Annotated in this window: 12 protein-coding genes; 6 read left to right on the top strand and 6 right to left on the bottom strand. The window is 73.0% G+C overall.

Translation table 11 applies throughout. From position 1 onward, the window contains the following. Positions 1 to 51 precede the first annotated feature (51 nt). The 3 genes from AB0G13_RS14375 (at position 52) to AB0G13_RS14365 (ending at position 2291) form a co-directional block, all read left to right on the top strand. The gene (locus AB0G13_RS14375; RefSeq protein WP_357873730.1) at positions 52 to 585 is read left to right on the top strand and encodes a hypothetical protein; all 534 of its coding nucleotides are present in this window, start codon (positions 52 to 54) and stop codon (positions 583 to 585) included. Between the two features lie 55 nt (positions 586 to 640). Next, the gene (locus tag AB0G13_RS14370; RefSeq protein WP_357873727.1) at positions 641 to 1183 is read left to right on the top strand and encodes a hypothetical protein; all 543 of its coding nucleotides are present in this window, start codon (positions 641 to 643) and stop codon (positions 1181 to 1183) included. Positions 1184 to 1286: 103 nt separating this feature from the next. Further along, positions 1287 to 2291 (top strand): hypothetical protein, encoded by a 1005-nt coding sequence (locus AB0G13_RS14365; protein ID WP_357873724.1) that lies wholly within the window; start codon positions 1287 to 1289, stop codon positions 2289 to 2291. Positions 2292 to 2341: 50 nt separating this feature from the next. Here the strand turns inward: AB0G13_RS14365 and hisC are convergent, their stop codons facing one another. From hisC to hppD, 4 genes are read right to left on the bottom strand one after another with little or no spacing between them, the layout of a single operon-like run. Further along, the gene (gene hisC / locus AB0G13_RS14360) at positions 2342 to 3445 is read right to left on the bottom strand and encodes a histidinol-phosphate transaminase (RefSeq protein WP_357873721.1); all 1104 of its coding nucleotides are present in this window, start codon (positions 3443 to 3445) and stop codon (positions 2342 to 2344) included. Next, positions 3442 to 4455 (bottom strand): RDD family protein, encoded by a 1014-nt coding sequence (locus AB0G13_RS14355; RefSeq protein WP_357873718.1) that lies wholly within the window; start codon positions 4453 to 4455, stop codon positions 3442 to 3444. The genes hisC and AB0G13_RS14355 overlap by 4 nt, the downstream gene beginning before the upstream one ends. A 22-nt stretch (positions 4456 to 4477) precedes the next feature. Then, the gene (locus tag AB0G13_RS14350; RefSeq protein WP_357873715.1) at positions 4478 to 5221 is read right to left on the bottom strand and encodes an RDD family protein; all 744 of its coding nucleotides are present in this window, start codon (positions 5219 to 5221) and stop codon (positions 4478 to 4480) included. A 10-nt stretch (positions 5222 to 5231) separates the two neighbouring features. Beyond that, positions 5232 to 6437 (bottom strand): 4-hydroxyphenylpyruvate dioxygenase, encoded by a 1206-nt coding sequence (hppD, locus tag AB0G13_RS14345; RefSeq protein WP_357873712.1) that lies wholly within the window; start codon positions 6435 to 6437, stop codon positions 5232 to 5234. 151 nt (positions 6438 to 6588) lie between these two features. Here hppD and AB0G13_RS14340 point away from each other — a divergent pair, with 151 nt between their 5' ends. The 3 genes from AB0G13_RS14340 (at position 6589) to AB0G13_RS14330 (ending at position 10349) form a co-directional block, all read left to right on the top strand. Further along, complete coding sequence (locus AB0G13_RS14340) at positions 6589 to 7077, top strand: Lrp/AsnC family transcriptional regulator (RefSeq protein WP_357873709.1); 489 nt, start codon at positions 6589 to 6591, stop codon at positions 7075 to 7077. A 112-nt stretch (positions 7078 to 7189) separates the two neighbouring features. After that, positions 7190 to 8614: a PQQ-binding-like beta-propeller repeat protein gene (locus AB0G13_RS14335; protein WP_357873706.1), complete on the top strand. Its 1425-nt coding sequence runs from the start codon at positions 7190 to 7192 to the stop codon at positions 8612 to 8614. Positions 8615 to 8681: 67 nt separating this feature from the next. Next, entirely contained in the window at positions 8682 to 10349 is a 1668-nt protein-coding gene (locus tag AB0G13_RS14330; RefSeq protein ID WP_357873703.1) for a fumarate hydratase, read from the top strand. Positions 10350 to 10409: 60 nt separating this feature from the next. Here the strand turns inward: AB0G13_RS14330 and AB0G13_RS14325 are convergent, their stop codons facing one another. Continuing rightward, positions 10410 to 12224, bottom strand: coding sequence for a hypothetical protein (locus AB0G13_RS14325; RefSeq protein ID WP_357873701.1), 1815 nt, complete (start codon positions 12222 to 12224; stop codon positions 10410 to 10412). Between the two features lie 192 nt (positions 12225 to 12416). Beyond that, positions 12417 to 12653 carry a hypothetical protein gene (locus AB0G13_RS14320; protein WP_357873698.1) on the bottom strand — a complete coding sequence of 79 codons (237 nt, stop codon included), beginning with the start codon at positions 12651 to 12653 and terminating at the stop codon, positions 12417 to 12419. Between the last annotated feature and the right edge of the window lie 172 nt (positions 12654 to 12825).

The raw sequence follows: 12825 nt of genomic DNA, 5'->3' as shown, positions 1-12825 counted from the left end.
GCCCCGCCCCGCTGCTCGACAAAACGGACATAAGTTATTTATAGTCCCACTGTGCGTCTCCTGGCCGCCCTGTTGGGCGCGATCCTCATCCTCGTCACCGCGTCGCCCGCCGACGCCGCGCCGTCCGGCCGGGCGGCCCGGCTCTCCCGGACCGTGGGGGTGGACATCATCGTGCCCACCGCGGTGAACCTCGGCGCCGGCTTCGTCGGCGGCACCCTGACCGGGCGGTTGGGCACGGTCGAGGTGCGCGACTCGCGCGGGCCGGTGAATCCGAACTCCTGGGTCGCCACGGTTTCCGCCACCGCCTTCGTCGCCGGTGCCGGTGGTCCCCAACGGACCATCGACGCCGGCCGCGTCTCGTACTGGTCCGGACCCGCGGTGCGCAGCACCGGCGGCGGCACGCTGGTGCCCGGGCAGCCCACCTCGGCGCAGGCGGTGACCCTCGACGTCGCCCGCGAGGCGTTCCGCAAGACCACCGGCGCCGACAGCAACACGGTGGCCTGGGGGCCGACGATCCGGATCGCCATCCCGACCGGCGTCGTCAGGGGCTCCTACCGTGGCGAGATCGTGCACTCCGTCGCGTGATGAGTTATTTGACGAAAAGCCCTTAATGTCCGACTTCTGCCTTAGTGTGGACCCCATGAGGAAGCCACTTGTTGCCCTGACCGCTGCCGCGGCCGCCGTGGTGGTCCTGGCCTCGCCCGCCACGGCCGCACCCACCGACGACACCATCGTCACCTTCACGGTGGGAGCCGCGAACCTGGACGTCTTCGCGCCGCCCGCGGTGAACCTCGGGTCCACCTTCGCCGGCAGCACCATCGAGGGGCAGATCGGCCCGGTGCAGGTCGTCGACCAGCGCGCGGCGCTCAACGCCACCTGGGTCGCCACCGTCAGCGTCACGGAGTTCGTCAGCGGCGCCGGCAGCCCGGAGGAGACCATCACGCCCAACCTGGTCGAGTACTGGTCGGGACCCGCGACCGCCACCACCGGCCCGGGCACGTTCGTGCCCGGGCAGCCGACCGAGGCGGACGCCGTCACCCTCTCCACTCCCCGGACCGCCTTCTCCAAGACCTCCGGCAGCGGCAACAACTCGGCCACCTGGAACCCGACCATCCGCGTCGACGTTCCGGCAACGGCGGTGAGCGGCACCTACAGTGCGACGGTGACCCATTCGGTGGCATGACCCGGCCCGCGTCGTCGCCCTGGCCCTGACCCTCCTGGTCACGGTCGGGGCACCGGCGTCGGCCGCACCGCACGGGTCGGGGCCGCCGGTCCGCTCCGGTTCGATGGCGCAGGCACCGGACCTGCCCGACGCCGACCAGCCGGCGGCCAAGCGGCCCGGCCGGGACGGCCCACGCAAACCGTCGCCCAGCCCGAGCCCGGTCGGGCCGGCGTCCGCCGTCGGGATCAGGCTGCTCGACGCGCCGGTGAACCGCCGGGACGACAGCCGGGCGCACAAGTACATCGTCGACCACCTACGCCCCGGCACGACGATCGAGCGCCGGATCATGGTCAAGAACCTGTCCGAGGACCGCCGCCCGGTAGCGGTCTACGCCGCCGCCGCCGACGTCACCGGCGCGGGGTTCGTCCTCGCGCCCGACCGCACCGAGAACGAGCTGAGCAGCTGGATCACGGTCAACCGCCCGGAACTGGACCTGGAACCGGGCGAGGAGACCGAGGTCCTGGTGACCATCGAGGTGCCGCGCGACGCCGAGGCCGCCGAGCGGTACGCGGTCGTGTGGGCCGAGGTCGCCGGTGCCGAGGGGCAGACCATTCGCAACGTCGGCCGGGTCGGCGTTCGGGTCTACCTCTCCGTCGGGCCGGGCGGCGAGCCGCCCTCCGGCTTCGAGATCGGCCCGCTGACCGGCGGGCGGGAGAAGGACGGCACGCCCGTCCTCACCGCGGAGGTGCGCAACACCGGCAGGCGGGCGCTCGACCTGGCCGGCGAGCTGCGGCTCGCCGAGGGCCCCGGCGGGCTCTCGGTCGGGCCGGTGAAGGTGGAGGCGGGCACTCTCGCGCTGGGCGGCACGACCACCGCCCGGGTCGCCCTGGACCGTCGGCTGCCGGACGGACCCTGGGCGGCGAAGCTCGACCTGGCCAGCGGTTGGACGAAGCGCTCCGCCACCGGCAGGGTCAGCTTCGGGCCGCTCCCGGTCGCGGCCACCACCGCCGACCGCTCCGACGAGGTGCTCACCGGGGGGCTGGCCACCTCGGGGCTGGTCCTGGTGCTGTTCGCGGTCCACGCGTACCGACGTCGGGCCCGGGTGCGGCAGCCGGTGGCGGCCGCCTGAGACGTCCGGTCCGGTCCGCGAGGGGATGGCGGACCGGACCGGCACCCGCCTCAGGCCAGCGCGGCCTCCGCCGCCGCCAGGAAGGCGTCGTTCTCGGCGGGGGTGCCGATGGTGACCCGGACCCCGTCGCCGGCGAACGGCCGGACGATGACGCCCCGCGCCTCGCACGCCTTGCCGAAGTCCACGCCCCGGTCGCCCAGCGGCAGCCAGACGAAGTTGGCCTGGCTGTCCGGCACGTCCGGGACCAGCTTGCGCAGCGCCTCCGTCACGCGGTCGCGCTCGGCCACCACGAGGGCGCACCGCCGCCGCATCTCGTCCTCCTGGGCCAGCGCGGCGAGCGCCCCCGCCTGCGCGGCCATGTTGCTGGAGAACGGCGTCACGACCTTGCGCACGGCCGCCGCCACCGCCGGCTGGCCGACCAGGAAACCGATCCGCAGGCCGGCCAGGCCCCAGGCCTTGGAGAGCGTCCGCAGCACGACCACGTTCGGCCGGTCGAGGTAGGTGAGGCCGTCCGGCACCTCCGGGTCGGTGACGAACTCGCGGTACGCCTCGTCGATCACGACCAGCACGTCCTCGCCGACCGCGTCGAGGAACCGGTCCAGCTCCGCCCGGCGCACGGTCGTGCCGGTGGGGTTGTTCGGGTTGCAGACCACGATCAGCCGGGTCCGGTCGGTCACCGCCGCCGCCATCGCCGCCAGGTCGTGCCCGTGCCCGGCGTCGTTGGGCACCCGCACGCTGGTCGCGCCGCTGGTCGCCGCGATGATCGGGTACGCCTCGAAGGAGCGCCACGCGTAGAGGAACTCGTCACCGGGCAGGCAGGTGGCCCGGACGAGGTGCTCGGCCAGCGCCACCGACCCGCAGCCGGTGGCGATCCGGTCCACGTCCACGCCGTACCGTTCGGCCAGCGCCTCGCGCAGCGCGAGCACGCCCATGTCGGGGTAGCGGTGCACCCCGGCGGCGGCGGAGGCGACGGCCTCCACCACGCCGGGCAGCGGCCCGTACGGCACCTCGTTGCTGGCCAGCTTGATCGCCTCGGGCAGGCCGAGCTCGCGGGCCAGGTCTGCCGGGCTGCGCCCGGGCACGTAGTTGGGCAGCGCGTCCAGGTCTGCACGGGTCAGCCGCAGCGCCGGCTGGTGACGTCCGGGGTCGGTCATGGAGTGTCTCCCGAGGGGTCGGTGCGGTCGTCGGGGGTGCGGTCGTTCGGGGCGGCGCGCTCGTCCGGGGTGGTGCGTGCGCCGTTGGTGGTGCGGTTGCCGCGGGGGAGCTGGACCACGACGGTCTGCGCCCGCTTGTCGTGCAACGCCTGCCGCAGCGGGTGGTCGAAGAGCGGCGAGAGCGCGTCGACGAGCTGGAGCAGCAGGCCGAGGCCGCAGCAGTACCAGAGCAGGGTGGGCAGGCCGAGGGTGTTCCACCGGCGCAGCGCCCGGCCGAAGCCGAGCGGCTCGTTCGCGCTCATCGGCACCACCTTGACGCCCACCAGCCGCTTGCCGAAGGTCTGCCCGCCCGAGGCCATCGTCGGCACCTCGTACGCGAGCCAGAGCGCGGTGGCGATCAGCAGGATGACGACCTGGAGGCCGCCGGCCTGTTCGCTGGGCTGCGGCAGGCCGTCGGTGGAGCTGTCGCCGGCCATCGCCCGCCGGAACACCTCCCGCCAGTACGGCGTGACCTCCTCGACCAGCCGCCAGACGAACCAGCCGTTCACCACGGCGTTCAGCGCGAAGACGATTGCGAAGTCGATCAGCCGGGCGACCAGCCGGGCGCCGAACCCGGCCAGCGGGAGCCCGTGCGGGCGGGGCTCGGGCGGCCGGCCGGGCCAACCCCCGGGCGGCCAGCCGGGCGGCGGACCGCCACCGGGCGGCCAGCCGGGCGGGGGGCCCTGCGGGTGGCCGTGCGGGTGGCCGTGCCCCTGCGGCGGCGGCCAGGGATAGGATTGGCCCGGGTGCGGCTGGCCCGGCAGGGGTGGCCCGTCCGCGGGGACGCCCGGCGCGGGAACCGGGGCCACGGGCGACGTCGGGGCGGGCGCGGGTGGCGGCTCGGCCGGCGGCGGGCCCTCGGGCGGGGTGGCGTCGACGGGGATCGGCGCGCCGATCCAGCCCCCGCCGTCCCAGTAGCGCCGGGTGTCCGGATCGGCCGGGTCGACGTACCACCCCGGTTCGACGCTCATGGCCTGGCCTCGCTGCGCTCGCTCACGCAGACACCTTAACGACGACGGTGCCGGCGAACTTGTCGTGGAGGCACTGCTGCCAGGGCTTGTCCCACAGCTGCCAGAGGCCGTCGAGGTAGCTGAGGCCGGGCAGGAAAGCGGCGGCCAGGTACTGCACGGCGTACCGCCTGCCGGCCATCCGCCGGTCCAGCGTGGCGGCCGGGTCGAGCGGCACGACCCGCAGCTTCATCACCCGCTTGCCGAACGTCTGCCCGGTGCGCTTCATGTACTCCACGTGGTAGAGCCAGTAGATCCCGAGCATCACCACGATCAGTCCCAGTTCGAGCAGGATCAGCGGCAGCACGAATTCGTTCAGGAACACGTCGGGACGCGGGCCGACCGTGCCGTCCGGGTTGGTCCGGGCCAGCTCGGTCGTCATGTTCCAGAACAGGAACACGAACGGCGGCAGGAGGAGAACCATCACCACCAGCGCGCTCAACGCGCCGTCGATCAGCGCGGCGAGCAGCCGGTCACCGAAGCTGGCGAGCGGCTGACCGCCCGGCGCCAGCGCCGGGGGCGGGTGGGGCGGCCCGGCCCAGCCCGGCGGCGGTGGGGCCCAGCCGGGCGGCGGCGGGGTCCAGCCCGGCGGCGGGAGCTGGCCGGGCGGGCCGTACTGCGGCGGCACCGCGTACCCCTGGCTGGCGGGACCGGATGGCGGCGCGAAGCCGCCGGCGGCGGGCGGGGGCCCACCGGCCGGCGGCGTCGGGTACGTCGGAGGCTGCGTCACGCCGTCAGTGTTACAGGTTGCCGCGCTTCTCCTGCTCCCGCTCGATGGCCTCGAAGAGCGCCTTGAAGTTGCCCTTGCCGAAGCCGAGCGAGCCGTGCCGCTCGATCAGCTCGAAGAAGACCGTCGGGCGGTCCTGCACCGGCTTGGTGAAGATCTGGAGCAGGTAGCCGTCCTCGTCCCGGTCCACCAGGATCTTGCGGGCCTTCAGCTCCTCGATCGGCACCCGGACCTGGCCGATCCGGGCGCGCAGCTCCGGGTCGTCGTAGTACGAGTCCGGGGTGTCCAGGAAGTCGACGCCCGCGGCGCGCATCGCGTCGACGCTGGCCAGGATGTCGTTGGTGGCCACGGCGATGTGCTGCGCGCCCGGGCCCTGGTAGAACTCCAGGTACTCGTCGATCTGCGACTTCTTGCGGGCGATCGCCGGCTCGTTGAGCGGGAACTTCACCTTGCGGGTGCCGTTCGCGACGACCTTGCTCATCAGCGCCGAGTAGTCGGTGGCGATGTCGTCGCCGATGAACTCGGCCATGTTCGAGAAGCCCATGACGCGCTTGTAGAAGTCGACCCACTCGTCCATCCGGCCGAGCTCGACGTTGCCGACCACGTGGTCGACGGCCTGGAAGAAGCGCTTCGGCTGGAGGCCGGCGTCGATCATCGGCTGCCGGTCCACGATCGGCTTGCGGGCCACGAACCCGGGCAGGAACGGGCCCGTGTAGCGGGACCGGTCGACCAGGGTGTGCCGGGTGTCGCCGTACGCCGCGATGGCGGCGAGCCGGACGGTGCCGTGCTCGTCGCTGACGTCGTGCGGCTCCAGCAGGCCGGTGGCGCCCTGCGCGGTCGCGTGCGCGTACGCGGCGTCGACGTCCGGCACCTCCAGCGCGATGTCGGAGACACCGTCGCTGTGCTTCGCGACGTGCTCGGCGCCCTCGGCGTCCGGGCGGACCGCGCCGGTCAGCACGAACCGGGCCGAGCCGCTGGTCAGCACGTACTGGGCGTGGTCCCGGTAGCCCTGCTCCGGGCCCCGGTACGCCACGCAGGTCATGCCGAACGCGGTGGAGTAGTAGTGCGCGGCCTGCTTGGCGTTGCCCACCAGGAAGTGCACGTGGTCGAGGCCCTTGACCGGGAACGGGTCGCGGCTGATGTCGTGGTCGACTGCGCCGACGAGCACGTCGACGTCGACGTCGTCGGTCGCCTGGGGTCGGTCGATCGCCTGGGTCATCGCGGTCTCCCTCGTGTTCCGGTCGGCCTCGTGGCCGCCGCCGTCGGTCGTGTGCCGGTGTTCCTGTGGCGAGGATCGCGGTGAGGTGCCGCACTGGGCAACTGTCGGGCCAGCGCCTGGTCAGGTTGCGCATTCAGTAGGGTGCAACGGCATGACTGCTGGTCAACGTGTACAGCTCGACGCCCTCGACGCGCGATTGATCGAACTGCTCGCGGAGGAACCGCGGATCGGGGTGCTGGAGTGCTCCCGGCGCCTCGGGGTCGCCCGGGGCACCGTGCAGGCCCGGCTGGACAAGCTCGTCGAGCGGGGCGTCGTCTCAGGCTTCGGGCCGGAGATCTCCCCGGCGGCGATCGGGTTCGGGGTGACCAGCTTCGTCACCCTGGAGATCAGCCAGCGGCACGGGCACGACCTGGTCGCCGCGCACCTGGCCGCGATCCCGGAGGTGCTGGAGGCGCACACCATCACCGGCTCCAGCGACCTGCTCTGCCGGATCGTGGCCCGCTCGAACACCGACCTCCAGCGGGTGATCGACCAGATCGTCTCGTACGAGGGCATCCGCCGCGCCTCGACGATCATCGCCCTGGCCGAACAGATCCCCTACCGCACCCTCCCCCTGGTCCGCTCCGCCGCCCAGCGGTGAGGATTGGGCCCTTCGCGCGCGTTCTTCCGTACGCCATCGGGCGCCCCAGAAAGGGCGGCGACACGGGCGCGCGGGAGGGCGGCGGCGCGGCGGTCGTCGCTACCGTGTGCGTGTGGCGAAGGCGGGCGGCCTCGGGGGGTGGCGTGGCGGGCTGCTGCTCGCGCTCGCCGTGGTCGTCGCGCTCGCCGCGACCGGGGTGTGGAACCCGTTCCCCGGGGTGTGGGACTGGGTCGACCGCAGCGAGCCGATCTCGGAGCCGGACGTGGTCTGGCAGCAGCGCGTCGGCGGCACCCCGCGCAGCGTGACCATCGCCGGCGACACCGTGGTGGTCGAGCAGCGCACCCGCGTGGAGGCGCGCAGCCTGGCCACCGGCGCCCAGCTGTGGGAGCGCAAGGCCGACTGGTCCGCGGTGGCCGGCGGCGACGGGGACCCGGTCGTCGTCGTGGGCAAGCTGCTGGTCAAGGGGTACGAGGTGCTCGACCCGACGACCGGCGCCACGCGGCGGCGCAACGGCGACGCGGTGGCCGTCTGGACGTACCGCAACATGCTGCTCGACGCCCGCTGCGTCGACGCCACCGACTGCACGGTGAGCGCCTGGGACCCGCGCGGCACCGACCCGCTCTGGACGGCCTTCGTGCCGGGGGTGCGCAGCGGGCTGCTCGGCGACAACCCCGGGCTGCTCGGCACCCGCCGGCTCGACGCCGTCCGGATCGACGAGGAGGTGGCGGGCCCGGAGCCCGTACCGCCGCTGCTCGGCTTCCCCATCGACGGCCGGGTGCACGTCCTCGACACCGCCACCGGGCGGGTGCTCCAGGACGTCGAGCCCGGCCGGGACGAGCGGCTGTCGGTGGTCGGCGGCCGGCTGCTGCGGGTCACCGCCCGCTCCCAGGACGGCACCTGCTACTTCGCCATCTCCGGCCGGGACCCGGCGACCGGCCAGGAGACGTGGCGGCGGGCCGGGATCAACCTGCGCACCGCCGACAACGCCGGCTGCGCACAGCGGGAGGACCCGCACGGCGCGCGCAACGTGCTGATCGGGGTGGCCCCGGACGCCCGCGAGGCGGTCCTCGACGGCTACGACGGGCGGCTGCTGCTGGTCACCGCCGCCGGGGAACGGCTGCTCGCGGTCGACGACCGGTACGCCCTGGTCCGACCGGCCGACAGGCGTGCGGTCATCGGCCGGGAGCTGGGCGGCGGGCGCGTCCGGTGGACCCGTCCCACCGGGGCGAAGGCCGGCGCCGCGCTCACCCCGTACGCGGCCGTGATCGCCGACGAGAAGCCGTCCCGGCTGGTGGCGCTGGACCCGCGTACCGGGCGGGAGCTGGCGAGCCTGCGGACCTCCGCGAACGCCCTCGCGGTCGGCCCGCGGGGGATGATCATCGGCGAGGGGCGGGAGATCGGCTACGTCCGCTTCGGCGGCGCGCCGGGCGCCCCCGCCCCGCCGCGTGACGGCGGCGTACCCGGTCCCGGCGGCTCGGCGGGGGTCCCCGGGCCCGAGGACAGCTGTGGCCCGAAGCGGGAGCTCTGCCCCGGGTGAGAGCGTCGTCCCAGGACCCACCCGGCGGGTGGGACTGATCGACCCTTCTGCCCTAGGCTTTCCGCTCATGAGCAGTGCCGCCGCGTTCTCGTACGCTCCCTTGCTGCCGACCGGTCCCGACCAGACGGAATACCGCCTGGTCACCGACGAGGGCGTCGACGTCGTCAACGGGCCGGGGGGCCGCCGGTTCCTCACCGTGGAGCCGACCGCGCTCACCGCGCTGACCGCCGAGGCGATGCACGACATCGCGCACTACCTGCGCCCCGCGCACCTGGCCCAGCTGCGGTCGATCATCGACGATCCGGCGGCCTCGCCGAACGACCGGTTCGTCGCGCTCGACCTGCTGCGCAACGCCAACATCGCGGCCGGCGGCGTGCTGCCGATGTGCCAGGACACCGGCACCGCGATCGTGATGGGCAAGCGCGGCCGGCACGTGCTCACCGACGGCAGCGACGCCGAGGCCGTCTCGCGCGGCGTCTACCAGGCATACACCCGGCTCAACCTGCGCTACTCGCAGCTCGCCCCGCTGACCATGTGGGAGGAGCGCAACACCGGCAGCAACCTGCCGGCCCAGGTCGAGCTCTACGCGGAGGACCCGGACGGGCAGCCCGACGCGTACAAGTTCCTCTTCATGGCCAAGGGCGGCGGCTCGGCCAACAAGTCGTACCTCTACCAGGAGACCAAGGCGCTGCTGAATCCCACGCGGATGATGCAGTTCCTGGAGGAGAAGCTGCGGCTGATCGGCACCGCCGCCTGCCCGCCCTACCACCTCGCCATCGTCATCGGCGGCACCTCCGCCGAGTACGCGCTGAAGACCGCCAAGTACGCCAGCGCCAAGTACCTCGACGCGCTGCCCACCGCCGGCGCGATGACCGCGCACGGCTTCCGGGACCTGGAGCTGGAGGCGGAGGTGTTGGAGCTGACCCGCAACTTCGGCATCGGCGCGCAGTTCGGCGGGCGCTACTTCTGCCACGACGTGCGGGTGGTCCGGCTGCCCCGGCACGGCGCCTCCTGCCCGGTGGCGATCGCCGTCTCCTGCTCGGCCGACCGGCAGGCGGTCGCCAAGATCACCCCGTCGGGCGTGTGGCTGGAGCGGCTCGAGACCGACCCGGCGCGCTTCCTGCCGGACGTCACCGACGAGACGCTCGACGCCGAGACGGTCGTCAAGGTCGACCTCAACCGCCCGATGGACGAGATCCGCGCCGAGCTGTCGAAGTACCCGGTGAAGACCCGGCTGTCGCTGACCGGCCCGCTCGTCGTGGCCCGCGACATCGCGCACGCCAAGATCGCGGAGCGGCTGGACGCCGGCGAGCCGATGCCGCAGTACCTGCGCGACCACGCGGTCTACTACGCCGGCCCGGCCAAGACCCCGGAGGGCTACGCGTCCGGCTCCTTCGGCCCGACCACCGCCGGCCGGATGGACGCGTACGTGGAGAAGTTCCAGGCCGCGGGCGGCTCGCAGGTCATGCTCGCCAAGGGCAACCGGTCCGCCCAGGTCACCCGCTCCTGCCAGCAGCACGGCGGCTTCTACCTGGGCTCGATCGGCGGTCCGGCGGCCCGGCTCGCGCAGGACTGCATCAAGCACGTCGAGGTCCTGGAATACCCGGAGCTGGGCATGGAGGCGGTCTGGAAGATCGAGGTGGAGGACTTCCCGGCCTTCATCGTGGTCGACGACAAGGGCAACGACTTCTTCGCCGAGGTGACCAAGCCGGTGCTGACGGTCGGCCGCCGCTGACCCCGACGTACGCGAAGGGGCGCCGGGCAGTCGCCCGGCGCCCCTCGTCGTTCGCGTGGGTCAGCTGGCCCGGCTGGCGTAGAACGTGCCGCTGAAGGTCTCCGACACGATCCCGTCGCCGGTCCGCGTGTGGACGGTGATCCGGTGGATCCCGGCGGTCGTCGGGGTGTAGCCCACCGACGCCGACCCGTCGGCGCCCGCCGCGACCGTCTGGGCCGGCTGGCCGTCGAAGGAGTAGACGAACTCCGCCACGCCGGGCATGCCGGCCTGGAGGACGAACGTCCCCGGCGTGCCGGCGACCGCCCCCTGGAACTTGTTGATCGGGTACTCGACGGAGCTGACCGTGGGCTTGGTCGCCAGGTAGAACCGGTAGGTGCCCTCGCCGGAGGGCAGGTCACCGGCCGTCCGGCTGCGGACGTACACGTCGTTGTAGCCCGGCCTGGTCGGCGTGATCGTGACCGTGGCCGTGCCGTCGGCGACCGCGGCGACGGTCTGCTCCGGCCCGTCGTTGAGCCGGTAGGTGTACTCGACGACGTTCTCCATCCGGGGCGAGAAGGTCAGGGTGCGCGGCTGGCCGTACCCGGCCGTCGGGTTGCCGTCGGTGATCGTCGGGCTGGTGGTGCGCACCCGGAACACGTAGCTCGTGGCCGGGGAGCGGTTGCCCGCGCGGTCCACCGCCTCGACGGTGAGCGTCCTCGGCCCGTCCCGGTCCGGCGTGATGGTGACGGTCGCCGAGCCGCCCGGCGCGTCCACGGGCACCTCAATCGTCGGCTGCCCGGCCAGGACGTACCGGAACTTGACCGTGTCGGTGTCGCCGCCGGCGGAGAAGGTGAACTGGCCCGGGATGCCGGGACCGCCGTACCAGCCGTCGTCGGCCGGGTAGTCCGTGGAGCTGACCGTCGGCTGGGCGGGGCTGGTGCTGTCGACGGTGAACCGGCACTCCGCCGACCAGGCGGAGGTGTCGCCCGTCCTGTCGGTGGCCCGGACGGCGAAGGCGTACGTCCCGTCGACCATCTGGCCGGCCGCAACGTTGTACGAGAAAGACGACCCGGCGGCCTTGGCCGGGGATGTCGACTCGGTCCGCCTGGTCGGGTCGGTCACCGGCCACCAGGCGAAGGTGGCGGTCACCGGCTCGGCGTTCGACGGTGCCGCGTCCGCGTCGGTGACCTTCGCCGCCAGGTACGGCGTGGTCGTGCCGATGTGCAGCTCGTCGGCGCAGGGGAGCCCGTTGACTCCCAGGTCGGTCGGTACGTCCGGCGGCGTGTTCGCCTCGATGGAGATGCCGAGTTCCCTGATCCAGCGGCCGTAGGGCAGCTTCTCCTCGTGATCTCCGGCGATCCGTGTCATGAAGGTGATCGAGGTCTGTCCGGCCTCGACCGCCTGCCGTACCGCCTCGGTGAGCGGCACTTCCAGCTGCCCCCGGCAAGGAGCGGTCGGCGCGATGTCGGCGATCTTCTCTCGAACCGCGGGTGACGTCTCCCAGGTCGGTGCGCTGGTCGGTACGTCGGTCCGCCACAGCTCGATTTCGCGTGGCTTCGAGCAGTCGTTGACCGCCGTCTCCTCGCTGAGACCGAGGGCACGAATGATGTGCTTGCCCTGGAACGGAGAGAGGTTGTAGGTGAAGTAGGCCCGCGAGATGTGCCTGTCGTCGCCGGACTCCCAGGTGCCGACCGGCACGGTGCCGTCGGTCTCCGGGAAAGCGGTCGACGGCTGACGGGCGTCCGTCCAACTGCCGCTGGTCGGCAGGATGAACCGGCTCGTCCCGGCGGATGCCGGCGTGGCGGTCACGACCAGGGCGCTGGTGGCGGTGAGCAGGGCGGTGAGGCCGGTGGCCAGAAGTCGGCGCGGAACGCGCCGACGGCGTACGGCGGGCACGCCGGTGGAACCCCGTTGTCCGTGCAAGATGGAAGACCCCCGATGGAGTGCGAATACTTCCACGATCTTAGATTCATGACCACGTGGGACGCACCGGACTTTCGACCGACCCGGGCGCGCCCGGTCGGTCCGGGCCGGGTACGCGAAGGGGCGCCGGGGAGCAAGCCCGGCGCCCCTCAGGGCTCCTGCCCGTCAGTTCCAGTCGATCCAGATGTTGTAGTACGTCTCACCGGACACGACCCCGGCCGCCGTCCGGCTCCGTACGGTCAGGTGGTGGCCGTACGCCGAATCCGCCGTCCAGCTGACCCGGGCCGTGCCGTCGGGCCCGGCCGCGACGGACTGTTCCGGCCCGCCGTCGAAGGAGTACAGGAACGTGGTGGTTCCCGGCAGTTGAGCGGTGAACACGAAGTCGCCGGTCTGGCCGACCACGCGCCGCCCTGGTAGCTGAAGACGTCGGAGGTGACCAGTGGGCTCTGCGGGTCGACCCGGAACGAGTAGTACTGCGCGTCCGTGACGACCCCGCCGGCCGCAACGGTCTGCGGGTCGCCGTAGTCGAAGCTGTAGACGTACTCGACGACGTCGTCCGCGGAAGGCGCTCGGC

Source organism: Micromonospora sp. NPDC023633 (assembly GCF_040640035.1).
In the GTDB taxonomy this organism is placed as follows: domain Bacteria; phylum Actinomycetota; class Actinomycetes; order Mycobacteriales; family Micromonosporaceae; genus Micromonospora.
Note: the sequence above shows the minus strand (reverse complement) of the source record. Positions and strands in the feature narration are given on the sequence as shown.